This window comes from Streptomyces sp. NPDC055078 (assembly GCF_053607985.1).
The window spans coordinates 1-15,096 of sequence record NZ_JBSGUP010000141.1 but is presented as its reverse complement, the minus strand read 5'-3'; the positions used below and the strand labels follow the sequence as shown (position 1 = coordinate 15,096).

Genomic DNA, 15,096 nt, shown 5'->3' with positions numbered 1-15,096 from the left:
GCGTGGGGGCGGTTTCGGCCGCCGGCCCGTAGGTTCGGCGCGGGTTCGGCCCCCGGCCCACGGGCTGACGAATCCCGTAGCCGCCGGCCGCCAGACGGCATACGCCAGGCGGCAGAAGCCGGAAGCCTCCCGCGCGATCCGCGCCCCCGGCCGACCTCGTCGTTCAGGACAGCCGGGGTCCGGCTTCCGCCCGGGCGATCACTCCTCGAAGCGCCGCCTGCGCGCGTGGGTTCGCGCCTTCATCCGGTTGCCGCAGACCGCCATGGAACACCACCGGGCGGTCCCGGGCCTGCTGTGATCGACGAGGAACAGATTGCACTCCTCGTTCGCACAGGCCCGCAGCCGCCGCGGCAGTTCCGCGGTGACGCGCGACCACGCGAGTACGACGCGGACCGCGAGCTCGTCATCAGGCGTCGCCTCCAGTTGCCAGGACACACCCTCGGACGAGACGGCAGGGCGAAGCCGTGCCCGGTCGAGCGCGGAGGCAAGGCCGCTGACATCCGAGGATGTCCCCCGGATCAGCTGATGCAGCGTGTCACGTACATGACGCAGCCGCTCGCTCTCCTCCCTGGTGCCACGCCCTCCGAGCGCTCGTACCCAGTCCGCCGCCCCCGGTGCGCTCAGGGTGTCCGTGGGGCGCCCGTCGATCACCGGGGCGCTGTTGAGCACGGTGAGCAGCAGTTCCTCGTCCTCGGCCACGGCTCACTCTCCTTGACATGCCGTTCGGTGCTGTGCATGATCAGCATAGCCTAACCAGTTAAATCGAGTTAAGAGGTTATCGTGGCTCCTGTGCATCACCGGACCGTGGACGTCGACGGCTTGACCGTCTTCTACCGGGAGGCGGGCCCGTCGGACGCCCCCGTCCTCCTGCTGCTGCACGGCTATCCGACGAGCTCCCATATGTTCCGGCGCCTGATCCCGGCGCTGGCCGGTCACTACCGGGTGATCGCACCCGACCACATCGGCTTCGGCCGCTCGTCGGCGCCCGGAGTGACGGAGTTCGACTACACCTTCGATGCGCTCGCCGAGGTGACCCGCGGCTTCCTGACCGCTCTCGGCGTGGACCGCTACGCGATCTACGTACAGGACTACGGCGCACCCATCGGCTGGCGGCTCGCGCTGGCGTCCCCGGAAGCGGTCACCGCCGTCGTCTCGCAGAACGGCAACGCCTACGAGGAAGGATTCGTACCGGACTTCTGGGCACCCATCTGGGCCTACGGCGCGGAACGCACCCCGGAGAACGAGGCACGGCTGCGGCCCGCTCTGGGCCGGGAAGCCGTCGAATGGCAGTACACCCACGGTGTCCCCGACCCCAGCCTGATCGATCCCGACGCCTGGGAGCACGACCTGGCGCTCCTCGCCCGCCCCGGCGTCGACCGCGCCCAACTCGCCCTGTTCGGCGACTACGCCGGCAATCGCGCCCTGTACCCGGCGGTGCACGACTGGCTGCGGTCGAGCGGTGTCCCCGTCCTCGCGATCTGGGGCCGTAACGACGAGATCTTCGGGCCGGCCGGCGCGGAGGCGTTCCGGCGCGACGCCCCGGACGCGGAGGTCGTCCTGCTCGACGGCGGCCACTTCCTCCTGGAGAGCCACCCCGACGCGGTCGCCGACGCCATCATCCGATTCCGCCCGCGCGTACTCGGCGCGGGCGTCAGCGGGTGACGGTGGGTGACAGAACGCCAGGCTCCGGAGCTGTCCGAACGCCGGCTCCGGAGCTGTCCGACCGATCCTGACCGATCAGAGAGCAGCGTCTACCGATTCAGTCGGAGGGGAACTTTTCGGAGAGCTTGTCGAACTCCCAGTTCTCGGGCATGGCGTTGTAGAGGAGTTCGGGCTTCGCCCCGAGAGAACTTGAACTGAATTCATTTCAAATGTACGGTCGAAGACATCAAGCGGAACCGACTCGAAGGAGTGAGTGACCATGGCGTCACCGCAGAAGCTGGCCCACGTCGTTCTCTACTCGTCCCAGGTGCCTGCCATGCGCGACTGGTACGTCAAGGTCCTCGACGGGCATGTCGTCTACGAGACCCCGGCGGGAGCCTTCGTCACCTACGACGACGAGCATCACCGCATCGCCATCGCCGAGCCGAACGCCGCCGCGGAACTGACCGATGAGGCTGCGGAACTGGCCGGTGGTGACCCCGAAGGGGGGCGTTCCAAGGCCCTCGGGCACATCGCCTTCACATACGCCACGCTCAAGGAGCTGCTGGAGAACTGGGAGCGGCTGGCCGAGGACTCGGTGCTGCCCTTCCTCGCGGTCAACCACGGTCCCACGACCTCGATGTACTACGCCGACCCCGACGGCAACCACATCGAACTGCAGATCGACAACTTCGCGACGGTGGAGGAAGGCACGGCCTTCATGCAGTCCGACGGCTTCGCCGCGAACCCCTTCGGGGAGACGTTCGATCCGGCGGACAAGCTCGCCGAACTGCGTGCCGGAGCCTCCGCGGAGGAGTTGGTCATACCGACGTGGTGACCTGGGCGGTGTCACGGCACTCGGAGGTTTCCCCGGGTGCGGTGGAAGCGCGCACGGCGCTCCCGGACACGAGGGCACACTCTCCGGCGGATCGACGGAGGGTGTGCCGCCCGGGTGGCGGATCCGTACACCCACGGACCGGAGCATCGTCGGGCGCGGAGCGGAGCCGACCGGTTCCGGGGGCCGTCTAGGATGACGAAATCCCATGGACGTCCCCCGGCCGGCGGCGCGAGTGAGGGACGACGGTGAAGGAGAAGGACACATGACGTCCGGTAAGCGGAAGGCGCCTGCCCGGGGTCAGAGCAGGGGTGCTCTCATCGCGGTGGCCGCCGACCTGTTCGCCCGCAAGCCGTACGACGAGATCTTCATCAGCGACATCGCCAGGGAAGCGGGGGTGGCCAACGGTCTGCTCTCCTATCACTTCAAGGGGAAACGCGGGCTCTACCTCGCTGTACTGGCCGAGGCACTGGAGGAGATCAACGCGCTGCTCCAGCCGCGGGAGGGCGAGACCACCCGGGAGCAGCGCCTGAGAGGGCTGGTGCGGCGGCAGATCGAGTACCGGCGCGATCACACCCACATCATGGCGCTGTTCCGCGGGGGCGGACAGGACCCCGAGGTCGACGAGCTCTTCGAGCACGGCCGCCAGGTCGGCGCCGGCTACTTCTTCGATGTGCTCGGTGTGTGTGTCGAGCCGACTCCCACACTGCGCGTCGCCGTCCGCGGTCTCATGGGGCTGCTGGAAGAAGCCACACTCGACTGGCTCGCCCACGACCGCGACATGGAGATCGGCGATCTGGAGGAGGTCGTCTACAGCGGCGCGGTCGCGGTACTGGCCACCGTCCGCACCGCTCACCCCGAGATCGGGATCGCCGTCGACGAACTCACCGCCACGGCCTGACGCGCATACGTGCCCGGGTGTGCGCGACGCGATGCAGGACCCTTCACTCCGACAGTGCCGGCCCCACCCCGCGGGCGTGCAGGAAGACAGCGGTGGTGGCTGCGGCGACCGCGGTGGCCAGGGCGATCAGCGCGGTGACGGTCGCGGTGTCGGGGTAGGTCAGGGACCGTGCGCTGCGGGCCTGCCAGGTGAGGATGCTGATCAGGCCCAGGACGGCGGCCGCGGCGATCCATACCAGCGTGGTGCGGTGGCGCGGGCCCAGGGCGCGGGGGCCGAGGGTGAGGAGCAGGCCGAGCAGACACAGCGCCTGGAGGGCGTGGACGCCGACGAAGTGGGCGACGCGCAGATCCCCGGCGGCGGTGCTGAAGTTGGTGAGGGGCATGCCCGGTCCGCCGTCGGCCCGGCCGACGGTGTGCGCGCCGATGACCGGCATGCCCCGGCCGAGGTCGGCGGCGGCCTCCTGCGCCGGGGTGGGAGTGATCATCAGGGCCCCGACGGCCATGCCCACGACCGTGAGAGCCAGGCCCAGGCGCAGCGCCCAGGCGAGTGCGGGCGGCTCGACCCGCTGGAACAGCAGCAGGACGATGGTGAGCAGGCTCATCAATCCGACCACGGAGATGACGACCAGCATCGTCACCGTCAGCCTCGTGGCGGCGGAGCTGTCGTGGTTGTAGTGGCTGATCCTTCCGGCCGCGGCCGATCCGGCGACCCAGAGCACTTCGGTGACCACGCCGACGGCGGTGGCCCAGGAGATCAGCCGGACCAGCCGTTCGTGGCCGCGGACGAAGGTCAGCAGCCACATGAGGGTGGCGGCGTAGAGAGCGAAGGAGAAGGCGAACCTGGCGGGTTTCGCCCAGGCCGGCTGCCCGGTGATCTCCCGTGGGTCCACGGCGAGTGCCACCAGGGCGGCCAGGGTGAGCAGCCCCAGGAACACACTGGCTCCGGTCAGCGGCCGGTTGACCGCCCACGCCCGCCGCAGCGGGGCCACCGGCCCGGAAACCTCCACCACAGCCCGCCGTCCCTCGGAACGAGAACACCCTCGCCTCATGATCGCGGCGGAGTCGCTCCACCGGCCGTGCGACAGGCGCGGCGGTCACCCGGCCGGGCCGCGGACCGCCCCCGCCCGGCCCATCGGCCGCCGTCGCCGACAGCGGGCCCACCGGACCCCGGCGCAACCGGGACCCGCTCGGACACCCGCACCCCGTGGGGACCGGCCGATGGCGACCGCCCGGGCCCGCCGCGAGGGCCCGCGTGGGGTCAGACCCGGGGCGGGAGGGGCTGTTCGGTCCAGATGACTTTGCCTGCGGGGGTGTAGCGGGTGCCCCAGCGGTCGGCGAACTGGGCCACCAGGAAGAGCCCGCGTCCGCCCTCGTCCGTGGTCGCCGCCTGGCGCAGGTGCGGGGAGGTGCTGCTGGCGTCGGAGACCTCGCAGATCAGGGAGCGGTCGCGGATCAGCCGTACCCGGATCGGTCCTGAGGCGTAGCGGATCGCGTTGGTGACCAGTTCGCTGAGGATCAGCTCGGTGGTGAACGCCTCGTCCGCGAGACCCCACTCGGTGAGCCTGGCGGTGACGGCGGCGCGTACCTCGCCCACCGCCGAGGGGTCGGCCGGGACGTCCCAGTCGGCCACCTCGGTGGAGCCGAGGCAGCGGGTACGGGCGACCAGGAGGGCGATGTCGTCGCGCGGGCGCTCGGGGAGCAGGGCGCGCAGGACGGCCTCGCAGGTTTCGTCGGGGGTGCGTTCGGGGTGGCCGGCGAGGGTGTCGCGCAGCAGGGCGAGGCCGTCGTCCATGTCGCGCTCGCGGTCCTCGACGAGGCCGTCCGTGTAGAGCACCAGGGTGCTGCCCTCGGGCAGCTCCACCTCCAGGGTCTCGAACGGCAGCCCGCCGAGCCCGAGCGGCGGCCCGCCCGGCACATCCGCGAAGACGGCGGTGCCGTCGGGGCGGAGGATCAGCGGCTGGAGGTGTCCGGCGCGGGCGATCGCGCAGCGGCCGGTCGCCGGGTCGTAGATGGCGTAGAGGCAGGTGGCGCCCGTGACGCCCGCCTCCGCGCCGTTCTCACTGTGGCCCGCCTCGTCCTGGTCGATCCGGGTCACCAGCTCGTCCAGATGCCAGAGCAGTTCGTCGGGCGGCAGATCCAGGGTGGAGAAGTTGTGGACGGCGGTGCGCAGCCGGCCCATGGTGGCAGCGGCGTGCACCCCGTGGCCCACGACATCGCCGACCACCAGCGCCACCCGGGAGCCGGGCAGCGGGATGATGTCGAACCAGTCCCCGCCCACTCCGCCGAGCCCGCCGAGCCCGGCCTGGGCCGGACGGTAGCGGTAGGCGGCGTCGACGGCGCTCTGCTCCGGCAGTCCGCGCGGCAGCAGACTGCGCTGGAGGGTCACCGCCATGGTGTGCTCACGGGAGTAGCGGCGGGCGTTGTCGACGCTCACCGCGGCGCGGGCCACCAGTTCCTCGGCGAGGGAGCTGTCCTCGTCCTCGTAGGCTTCGACGGTGCCCGAGCGCCAGAACATGGCCACGCCCAGGATCGCCCCACGGGCCCGCAGCGGTACCGCGATCATCGAGTGGAAGCCGGACTCGACCAGTCTCACCGCCCGCTCGGGCGACTGCTGCTCCCACCCCGTGTAGGCGCTGAGGTCCGGCTCCAGGATCGCCTCGCCCTTGCCGAGGCGGGTCCCGATCCGGGTGGTGGGCAGAAAGCGGATGGTGGTGCCGAGCGGGAAGTGCGGGGTGTCGTCCGACAGCCCGCCGGAGGCGATACGGACCATGTCGGCGCCCGCGCCCGTCGCCGTCGGCTCCTCGCCGCGCAGCACCGCCTGCACCAAGTCGACGGTCGCGAAGTCGGCGAACCGGCCGACGGCGAACTCGACCAGTTCCTCGCAGGTGCGCAGTACATCGAGCGTGGTGCCGATCTCGGCACCGGCCTCGTACAGCAGTTTGAGCCGCCCCTGGGCGACATCGGCGAGTCCGCTGACCAGCCGCAGCTCGGTGGTGTCCCGAAAGGTCGCCACACTGCCGGGCGGGCCGCCGTACCGGTCGGTCGGGCGCTGGTTGACGGCGAGGTGCCGGTCGCCGACCCGGAGCACCTCGTCGTCGGCGACCCGCCCCGAGGACAGCAGCCGCACGGTCTCCTCGTCGAGACCGATCCCGGCGACCTGACGGCCCTCCACACGGTCCGGCAGATCCAGCAGCCGCCGTGCCTCGTCGTTGGCGAGCAGCAGCCGCCCGTCGCCGCCGACGATGACCACACCCTCCCGTACGGCGTGCAGCACCGCGTCGTGGTGCTCGTACATCTTGGTCATCTCGGCGGGGCCCAGGCCGTGGGTCTGGCGGCGCAGCCGCCGGGTGACCAGGGCGGTGCCGCCCGTGGTGAGCAGCAGCACCCCCGCCGCAGCCCCGAACAGCAGCGGGAACTGGTCCTGGGCCGCTCCGCTGACCTCGGCGAGGGGGAGGCCGGCGGACACGGCACCGATCACGGTGCCGTCGGTGTCCCTGACCGGCACGGTGACCTGCACCAGCCGCCCGACCGCTCCCGTGGTCTCCTCGACGACCACCTCGCCCGCCAGTACGGGCTTCAGCTCGCCGATGAACTGCTTGCCGATCCGGTCGGGCAGCGGGTGCGAGTAGCGGACGCCGTCCCGGTTGACGGCGACGATGAAGCGCACCCCGGCGCGCTTGCGGGTCGCCTCGGCCGCAGGCTGGAGGATCGCGCTCGGGTCGGGGCTCTTGAAGGCAGCCGCCGTACCGGGTGCGCCGGCGAACGCCTCCGCCGCGGCGAGCGACCGGCTGACCGCCTCGCGGTCACTGTTCGTGTGGGACTGGAGGACGAGCGCGACGATCCCGGCCGCGACGAGCAGAAGCACGATCGCCACTTGGAGGAGGAAGACCTGGCCTGCGACGGTCCGCATCCGAAAGACCGAGCGCCGGCGACCGTAACGTTCGGCCATGTCCTCTTTCTACACCTCCCGGAAGCGGCGGGCTCACCGCGACGGTAGAGCGCGGCAGCCACACGCGTGACACGTTTGCGCTCATCGGTCATGCGTGTGACTGCCGGATGTTCCCCGTGCGGGGCCGCTCAACCCCGCTGTGGCTCCCCGGCGGGTAGCTGGGCCTCCAGGTTCAGCACCTCGGTTCCCCGGGACACCCGGGGCTCCCGGCGCAGCACCCGCGGCTCCAGATCCAGTACCCGGCTCTCCCGGGGCGTCCGGCGGGTGTCCAGGCTCAGCACCCGCGCCAGCGCGTCGGCGACGGCCGCCTCCGGTTCGAGTACGCCGCCGGGGGAGCGCCAGGCGACGAAGCCGTCCGGCCGCACCAGCAGCGCGCCCTCAGGGGTCGTACGGTGCGTACCGGCCCAGTCGCCCCCTTCCTCGGGGACCAGATCGGCGAGCGGTCCGTCGCCGATGGCGTAGACGTCCAGCGGTACGGACAGCCGGGCCGCGGCCTTGCGGGCGGCGTCCCGCCAGTCGGAGCCCTCCCCGCAGAGCAGCACGGGCACCCGCTCGTACAGATCCAGGGTCGACAGCCGCTCACCCGCCCTGCGCACCCACAGATGCGGGGCCCGGGTGCCGGGCTCCGCCGACAGTTCCATCCGCTGGGGGACGACCGGACGGGCCGGGTCCGCGCCGACGACCGCGCCCTCGGGATAGCCGTATCCCATGGCCACCGTGAGGATTCCGCCCTTGGGGCCGGCGCCGGGCGTGAGCGGCGGAGCGTAGCCGGGGTGGCTGTGCTCGGCCGAACGGGCGGAGGCGCGCTCGCCGGTCGCCCGCGCCACCGGGAGCCGCTCGGCGCCATAGGTGTCCAGGAGTTCCGGGCCCGCCCAGCCGTTCACCACGGCGGCCAGCTTCCAGGCGAGGTTGTGGGCGTCCTGGATTCCGGTGTTGGAGCCGAAGGCACCGGTGGGGGACATCTCGTGCGCCGCGTCGCCCGCGAGGAGGACCCGTCCGCTGGAGTAGCGCCTGGCCACCCGTTCGGCGGCGTGCCACGGCGCCTTGCCGGTGATCTCGACATCGAGGTCCGGGTCGCCGACCGCCCGGCGGATGTGCTCGGCGCAGCGCTCGTCGGTGAAGTCCTCCAGGGCCTCGCCCGCCTCGGGGTGCCAGGGGGCGTGGAAGACCCAGTGCTCGGCGTTGTCCACCGGCAGCAGGGCACCGTCCGCTCCCGGCTCGGTCAGATAGCAGACGATGAAGCGCCGCTCGCCCACGATGGACGGCAGCTTCCGGGATGTGAACGTGATGCTCACATTGTGGAACAGCTCGCCATGGCCGCTCTGGCCGATGCCGAGCCGTTCCCGGACCGGGCTGCGCGGCCCGTCGGCCGCCACGAGATAGTCCGCGCGGACCGTGCTGTGCTCACCGGACACCCGGTCCTGGACGAGGGCCGTGACCCCCGAGTCGTCCTGGTCGAACGAGAGCAGCTCGGTGGAGAACCGCAGGTCGGCCCCGTACGACCGGGAGCGGGCCGCGAGCACCGGCTCGATGTCGTTCTGGCTGCACAGACACCAGGAGGACGGCCTGATGCGCGCCAGCCCGCCGCCCGGGTCGATCTCCTTGAACAGCCACTCCTGGTCGTCGCCCGTGAGCGAGCGGGCCTGGAGGATGCCGTGGTTGCCGGCCAGGACGGCGGCGGCCTCACGGATCTCCCGCTCCACCCCGGCCGTACGGAACAGTTCCATCGAGCGGACATTGATGCCGCGCCCGCGCGGGTGGGTCGAGGTGCCCGAGTGCTTCTCCACGAGCAGATGCCCGACGCCGTGGCGGCTCAGGAACATCGAGGTCGACAGGCCCACCAGGGACCCGCCGACGATGAGGACCGGTACCTGGCGGGGGGCGTCCGCCGGGTGCCCTGGGTGCTCTGGGTTGTGGGGGTTGTCCGGACTGATGACGGGCGCTGTGCCCGGCGCGCGATGCGCGTTCTCTGGGGTCCCTTGCATGGAATCTGTGTGCCCGTCACAGGAACGGTTCCCCCGCCCATTCACCCGCATGGTGCTCAGCTCTCGCGCGGCACGTGCTGCCGGATCACGATCGGTTCACGGGAGCGCCCCGGGCGATGAGGGGCGAGACGTGCGTATCCGCGGGACGGCTGACCTCGTCCGGGCGGATTCCACCTGATGACTGACGGCGGGCCATGTCTGTGGCGGCGGCGCGGTCACAAAGGAGTGTGAACACGGATGACCACCTTGTCGGAACGGATATCGCAGTCGGCGTTCGACGGCTCCAGGCTCCGGGTCGTACTGCTGCTGGACCTCCACGACGGGGCCCAGAAGCAGTTCCTGGAGGCGTACGAGCACATGCGCAACCATGTCGCCTCGGTACCCGGCCACATCAGTGACCAGCTCTGCCAGTCGATCGAGAACCCCTCGCAGTGGCTCATCACCAGCGAGTGGGAGAGCGCCCCGCCGTTCCTCGCCTGGGTCAACAGCGAGGAGCACGTCGAGACGGTCCAGCCCCTGCACAGCTGTGTCCGGGACACCCGCTCGCTGCGGTTCAGCGTGCTGCGGGAGACCGGGCAGGCGTACATCGCGACACCCGAACAGCTCAAGGGCGGCCTCCAGGCGTCCCCGCGCGTCGGTGACGGAGTCGTACGCCACGCGCTGACCTTCACCGTCCGGCCGGGCAGCGAGAAGGCCGTCGCGAAGATCCTCGCCGGCTACACCTCACCGGCCGCCCGGGTCGACGACCAGACGCGGCTGCGCCGGACCTCGCTCTTCATGCAGGGCAACCGGATCGTCCGGGCGATCGAGGTCCAGGGCGATCTGATGGCCGCCCTGCGCCATGTCGCCCGCCAGCCCGAGGTACGGGCCGTCGAGGAGGCCATCAACCCCTATCTGGAGCAGGACCGGGACCTGGACGACCCCAACTCCGCCCGGCTCTTCTTCACCCGCGCGGCGCTCCCCGCGGTGCACCATGTGTCGGCCGACGGGCCGGGCACCGACGAGGTGAACCGGCACGCGCTGTACTACCGGGCCAAGGACGACTGCGGTCTCGCCGTGGCCCGGCTGCTCGCCCAGCAGGACGAGGCGGCGGCCGAGGACCCGCGCAATCCGATCGTGGGCTCCACGGTCTTCCAGCGCGACGACATCGTTGTCCGGCTCATCGACATGAGCGGCCCGCTCGACGAGCAGCCGGAGCTGGTCCTCGGTGTCCAGGGCGAGCGCAAGGCCGCCACCCTCGCCCGGCTGCTCGTCAACGGTGACGAACTGCCCGCAGACGGCACGGGAGCGCAGATCTCGCGCTTCCTGACCCGCTCCGACATGCAACTGATCACCGACCGGTACGCGGCTCCCGAGTCCTGACTCCCGCCCCGCCCGGCACCGCAAGGCCCAACTGGAGGAACCAGCATGACCACCCACAGCCCACGCATCGTGGACCTCAGCGAGACCAAGCCCAACACCCGGCGCGGCGGCGACATCCGCGCCATGCTCACCCCGACCGCCGTGGGTGCCACCAGTGGCTTCATGGGGCTGGCCATCATCCCGCCCGGCGAGCGCATCGCCGAGCACTACCATCCGTACTCCGAGGAGTTCGTCTATGTGGTCGGCGGGGCCCTGGAGGTGGACCTGGACGATGTGACACTCACGATGCGGCCCGACCAGGGGCTGCTGATCCCGCTGAACGTACGCCACCGGTTCCGCAACGTCGGAGACACGGAGGCCCGTATGGTCTTCCACCTGGGCCCGCTCGCACCCCGCCCCGACCTCGGCCATGTCGACACCGAGGCCACTGAGCCCACGGGGGCCACGGGCGCCACGGGGAGGGCCCGGGCGACCGGCGGACAGAGCAGTCCCCCGGAACGGTCCGGGGCAGTTTCGTGAAGCGGCGGGTGGCGGTCACCGGGGTCGGGGTCGTCGCCCCCGGTGGCGTAGGCGCCCCGGCGTTCTGGGACCTGCTCGAAAACGGCCGTACGGCGACCCGGGGCATCACCCTCTTCAACCCCGAGGGCTTCCGTTCCCGGATCGCCGCCGAGGTCGACTTCGACCCGGCCGCGCACGGACTCGACCCCGACCAGGTGGCGCGCTCGGACCGGTACATCCAGTTCGCGCTGGTGGCCGCCGGGGAAGCGATACGCGACGCGGGGCTCGACCCCGAACGGGAGGACCCCTGGCGCATCGGGGTGTCCCTGGGCACCGCGGTCGGCGGCACCACCCGGCTGGAGCACGACTATGTCGCCGTCTCCTCATCCGGCGCCCGCTGGGACGTGGACGACCGGCCCGCCGGCGAACACCTCCACCGGGCCTTCTCCCCGAGCACCCTCGCCTCCGCGGTCGCCGAGCGGATCGGCGCCCACGGCCCGGTGCAGACCGTCTCCACGGGCTGCACCTCCGGTCTCGACGCGGTCGGCTACGCCTTCCACGCCATAGAGGAGGGCCGCGCCGACATCTGTGTGGCGGGCGCATCCGACTCGCCCATCTCACCCATCACCGTCGCCTGCTTCGACGCCATCAAGGCGACCTCGCCCAACAACGACGACCCCCGGCACGCGTCCCGGCCCTTCGACGCCGGACGTGACGGGTTCGTCATGGGCGAGGGCGGGGCCGTCCTCGTACTCGAAGAACTGGAACACGCCCGCGCCCGCGGTGCGACCGTGCACTGCGAGATCGGCGGCTACGCCACCTTCGGCAACGCGTACCACATGACCGGGCTGACCCCCGAGGGCCTGGAGATGGCCCGCGCCATCGACACCGCCCTCGCCCACGCCCGCCTCGACGCCACCGCGATCGACTACGTCAACGCCCATGGCTCGGGCACCAAGCAGAACGACCGGCACGAGACCGCCGCGGTCAAGCGGTCGCTGGGCGAACACGCCTACCGCACCCCGATGAGTTCCATCAAATCCATGGTGGGCCACTCCCTCGGCGCGATCGGCGCGATCGAACTCGTCGCCTGTGTGCTGGCGATGGACCGTCAGGTGGTGCCGCCGACGGCCAACTACGAGACCCCCGACCCCGAGTGCGACCTCGACTACGTCCCGCGCACCGCCCGGCCCCGGAAGCTGCGCCATGTGCTCTCCGTCGGCAGCGGGTTCGGCGGATTCCAGTCCGCGGTCGTCATGACCCGGCCCAGTGGGAGGACCCGATGAGCAGCTCCGCCCGCAGCTCCCCCCGCAGCTCACCCGGGCATCAGCCGGCCCCCGGCGCCCGGCGCACCTCCGCCGGACACCGGCCCGGCCCCGGCGCCCGGCGCACCGTCATCACCGGCATCGGTGTCATCGCCCCCAACGGCATCGGCGGCGAGGTGTTCTGGAAGTCGACGCAGGAGGGCATCAGCGTCCTGGACCGGATCACCCGGGAGGGCTGCGGGCATCTGCCGCTCCGCGTCGGCGGTGAGGTGCGCGACCTCGACCCCGCCACCATGGTCGAGGAGCGGTTCCTCGTCCAGACCGACCGGTTCACCCACTTCGCCATGGCGGCGGCCGACCTCGCCCTCGACGACGCCCGGCTCGGCCGGGCCGACTACGAGGACTCCCCGTACGACGTCGGCGTGGTGACCGCGGCCGGCTCGGGCGGCGGCGAGTTCGGCCAGCGCGAACTCCAGGCGCTGTGGGGCAAGAGCCCCCGCTTCGTCGGCCCCTACCAGTCCATCGCCTGGTTCTACGCGGCCAGCACCGGACAGATATCGATCCGCGGCGGCTTCAAGGGGCCCTGCGGGGTGGTGTGCAGCGACGAGGCTGGCGGCCTGGACGCCCTCGCGCACGCGGCCGGGGCCATCGGCCGAGGCACCCACGCCGTCGTCGTCGGCTCGGCCGAGGCCCCGCTCGCGCCCTACTCCGTCGTCTGCCAGCTCGGCTACGAGGATCTGAGCACCAGCGACGACCCGGCCCGCGCCTACCGGCCCTTCACCTCGGAGGCATGCGGCTTCGTGCCCGCCGAGGGCGGCGCGATGCTCGTGGTCGAGGAGGAGACGGCGGCACTGCGCCGGGGTGCCCGGCCCAGGGCCCTGTTCGCCGGGCACGCCGCCACGTTCACCGGTCCTTCCCGGTGGCAGGAGTCCCGGGAAGGACTGGCCAGATCGATACGGTGCGCACTCCAGGACGCCGGCTGCGCGCCCGAGGACGTCGACGTGGTCTTCGCCGACGCGCTCGGCGTGCCGGCGGCCGACCGCGCCGAAGCGCTGGCGATCACCGACGCGCTCGGCCCGCACGGCCGGCGGGTGCCGGTGACGGCCCCCAAGACCGGTATCGGCCGGGCGTACTGCGGTGGCCCCGTGCTCGATGTGGCCACCGCCGTCATGGCCATGGAGCACGGACTCGTACCGCCGACGCCGAATGTGTTCGACGTCTGCCACGACATCGACCTCGTCACCGGGCGGGCCCGCCGCGTACCGCTGCGTACGGCGCTGGTCCTCAGCCGGGGGCTCATGGGGTCGAACGCCGCGGTGGTGCTGCGCAGTGCCGCCCCCGACTGAAGCCCCGGCATGCCCGGCCGAACCCGGTCGGGCCCCGGCGGACCCGGCTGAAACCCCGGTGGTGCACCCGGCTCACGTCCCGGCGTACCCGCCATCGAATCACCGCAAGGGAGAACCCATGTCAGAGGTACTGACCCTGGAGCAACTCGCCGTCCTGATGCGGCAGAACGCCGGCCTCACGGTCGACCCCGCCGCCATGGCGGAACGCCCCGCCGTCCGCTTCGAGGAGTGGGGCCTGGACTCGCTGGGCCTGCTCGGCATCGTCGCGTCCCTGGAGAACAAGCACGGCAGCCCGATGCCGCAGGACGCGGAGAAGTGCCAGACCCCACGTGAATTCCTCGACCTCGTCAACAACACACTGACCAAGAGTGGAGCCTGAAGTGCCCGGACACACCGAGAACGAGATCACCGTCGCCGCGCCCCTGGACCTCGTCTGGGACATCACCAACGACCTGGAGAACTGGCCGCAGCTGTTCAGCGAGTACGCCTCCGTCGAGATCCTCTCCCGCGAGGGCGACACCACGACCTTCCGGCTGACCATGCACCCCGACGAGAACGGCAAGGTCTGGAGCTGGGTCTCCGAGCGCACCCCCGACCGCGCCGCCCGTACGGTGAGCGCCCGCCGGGTCGAGACCGGCCCGTTCCAGCACATGAACATCCACTGGGAGTACTCCGAGGTGCCCGGCGGCACCCGGATGCACTGGCGGCAGGACTTCGCCATGAAGCCGGACGCCCCCGTCGACGACGAGTGGATGACCGACAACATCAACCGCAACTCCAAGGTCCAGCTCGCGCTCATCCGGGACAAGATCGAGCAGCGGGACCGTGAGCGCCGTGCCACCGCACCCGCCAACTGACCGCCGGAAAGGGCAACTCCCCATGACCGCAACGCCCGCAAGGCCCACAAACCCCGCAGCCCCCCACCAGGCACTGATCGTCGCCCGGATGGCCCCGGACTCCGCCGATGGCATCGCCGAACTGTTCGCACAGTCCGACACCGGCGAACTGCCGCACCTCGTCGGTGTCCGGCGGCGCAGCCTCTTCCAGTTCGGCGAGGTGTATCTGCATCTGATCGAGTCGGACCGGCCACCCGGACCGGAGATCGCGAAGGTGACGGAGCACCCGGAGTTCCGGGGGCTCAGTGAGCGGCTGACTGCCTTCATCAGCCCCTACGACCCCGAGACCTGGCGGAGTCCGAAGGACGCGATGGCCCGTCAGTTCTACACCTGGGTACGGGACTGAGCCGACCGCCGGGAACGCCCCGGGTCCCTCCGCGCGGAGGGACCCGGGGCGTCGGTATGCCGTGCCGGGGCGG

Annotated in this window: 14 protein-coding genes and 1 pseudogene; 10 read left to right on the top strand and 5 right to left on the bottom strand. The window is 71.4% G+C overall.

Features of this window, described 5'->3' with window-relative positions:
• Positions 1 to 198: 198 nt before the first annotated feature.
• Entirely contained in the window at positions 199 to 699 is a 501-nt protein-coding gene (locus ACWF94_RS14990) for a CGNR zinc finger domain-containing protein (RefSeq protein ID WP_453487772.1), read from the bottom strand.
• A gap of 81 nt (positions 700 to 780) precedes the next feature.
• On the opposite strand from ACWF94_RS14990, the gene ACWF94_RS14985 reads away from it, so the two are divergent.
• The 3 genes from ACWF94_RS14985 (at position 781) to ACWF94_RS14975 (ending at position 3,377) form a co-directional block, all read left to right on the top strand.
• Positions 781 to 1,662, top strand: coding sequence for an alpha/beta fold hydrolase (locus ACWF94_RS14985; RefSeq protein ID WP_453487771.1), 882 nt, complete (start codon positions 781 to 783; stop codon positions 1,660 to 1,662).
• A gap of 259 nt (positions 1,663 to 1,921) precedes the next feature.
• Entirely contained in the window at positions 1,922 to 2,479 is a 558-nt protein-coding gene (locus ACWF94_RS14980; RefSeq protein WP_453487770.1) for a VOC family protein, read from the top strand.
• Between the two features lie 262 nt (positions 2,480 to 2,741).
• On the top strand, positions 2,742 to 3,377 hold the full coding sequence (locus ACWF94_RS14975) for a TetR/AcrR family transcriptional regulator (RefSeq protein ID WP_453487769.1): 636 nt from the start codon (positions 2,742 to 2,744) through the stop codon (positions 3,375 to 3,377).
• A gap of 43 nt (positions 3,378 to 3,420) precedes the next feature.
• Here ACWF94_RS14975 and ACWF94_RS14970 read toward each other — a convergent pair whose 3' ends face one another.
• From ACWF94_RS14970 to ACWF94_RS14955, 4 genes and pseudogenes are all read right to left on the bottom strand, one after another.
• On the bottom strand, positions 3,421 to 4,386 hold the full coding sequence (locus ACWF94_RS14970) for a hypothetical protein (protein ID WP_453487768.1): 966 nt from the start codon (positions 4,384 to 4,386) through the stop codon (positions 3,421 to 3,423).
• A 248-nt stretch (positions 4,387 to 4,634) separates the two neighbouring features.
• On the bottom strand, positions 4,635 to 7,325 hold the full coding sequence (locus tag ACWF94_RS14965; protein WP_453487767.1) for a SpoIIE family protein phosphatase: 2,691 nt from the start codon (positions 7,323 to 7,325) through the stop codon (positions 4,635 to 4,637).
• A gap of 128 nt (positions 7,326 to 7,453) precedes the next feature.
• On the bottom strand, positions 7,454 to 7,966 hold the full coding sequence (locus ACWF94_RS14960; RefSeq protein WP_453487773.1) for an aromatic-ring hydroxylase C-terminal domain-containing protein: 513 nt from the start codon (positions 7,964 to 7,966) through the stop codon (positions 7,454 to 7,456).
• Positions 7,967 to 8,143: 177 nt separating this feature from the next.
• Positions 8,144 to 9,310: pseudogene (locus ACWF94_RS14955) on the bottom strand (FAD-dependent oxidoreductase); the annotation flags it as partial.
• A gap of 237 nt (positions 9,311 to 9,547) precedes the next feature.
• On the opposite strand from ACWF94_RS14955, the gene ACWF94_RS14950 reads away from it, so the two are divergent.
• The 7 genes from ACWF94_RS14950 to ACWF94_RS14920 all read left to right on the top strand — a co-directional run bounded on the left by ACWF94_RS14950 (position 9,548) and on the right by ACWF94_RS14920 (position 15,023).
• Positions 9,548 to 10,672 (top strand): SchA/CurD-like domain-containing protein, encoded by a 1,125-nt coding sequence (locus ACWF94_RS14950; protein WP_453487766.1) that lies wholly within the window; start codon positions 9,548 to 9,550, stop codon positions 10,670 to 10,672.
• A gap of 45 nt (positions 10,673 to 10,717) precedes the next feature.
• Positions 10,718 to 11,191 carry a cupin domain-containing protein gene (locus tag ACWF94_RS14945; RefSeq protein WP_453487765.1) on the top strand — a complete coding sequence of 158 codons (474 nt, stop codon included), beginning with the start codon at positions 10,718 to 10,720 and terminating at the stop codon, positions 11,189 to 11,191.
• Entirely contained in the window at positions 11,188 to 12,456 is a 1,269-nt protein-coding gene (locus tag ACWF94_RS14940) for a beta-ketoacyl-[acyl-carrier-protein] synthase family protein (protein WP_453487764.1), read from the top strand. The genes ACWF94_RS14945 and ACWF94_RS14940 overlap by 4 nt, the downstream gene beginning before the upstream one ends.
• On the top strand, positions 12,453 to 13,781 hold the full coding sequence (locus tag ACWF94_RS14935) for a ketosynthase chain-length factor (RefSeq protein ID WP_453487763.1): 1,329 nt from the start codon (positions 12,453 to 12,455) through the stop codon (positions 13,779 to 13,781). Before ACWF94_RS14940 ends, ACWF94_RS14935 begins: the two co-directional genes overlap by 4 nt.
• A gap of 118 nt (positions 13,782 to 13,899) precedes the next feature.
• A complete protein-coding gene (locus tag ACWF94_RS14930) occupies positions 13,900 to 14,160 on the top strand; it encodes an acyl carrier protein (RefSeq protein WP_453487762.1) in 261 nt (86 codons plus the stop codon).
• Between the two features lies 1 nt (position 14,161).
• On the top strand, positions 14,162 to 14,638 hold the full coding sequence (locus tag ACWF94_RS14925) for an SRPBCC family protein (RefSeq protein ID WP_453487761.1): 477 nt from the start codon (positions 14,162 to 14,164) through the stop codon (positions 14,636 to 14,638).
• Positions 14,639 to 14,660: 22 nt separating this feature from the next.
• Positions 14,661 to 15,023: a TcmI family type II polyketide cyclase gene (locus tag ACWF94_RS14920; protein ID WP_453487760.1), complete on the top strand. Its 363-nt coding sequence runs from the start codon at positions 14,661 to 14,663 to the stop codon at positions 15,021 to 15,023.
• Positions 15,024 to 15,096 lie beyond the last annotated feature (73 nt).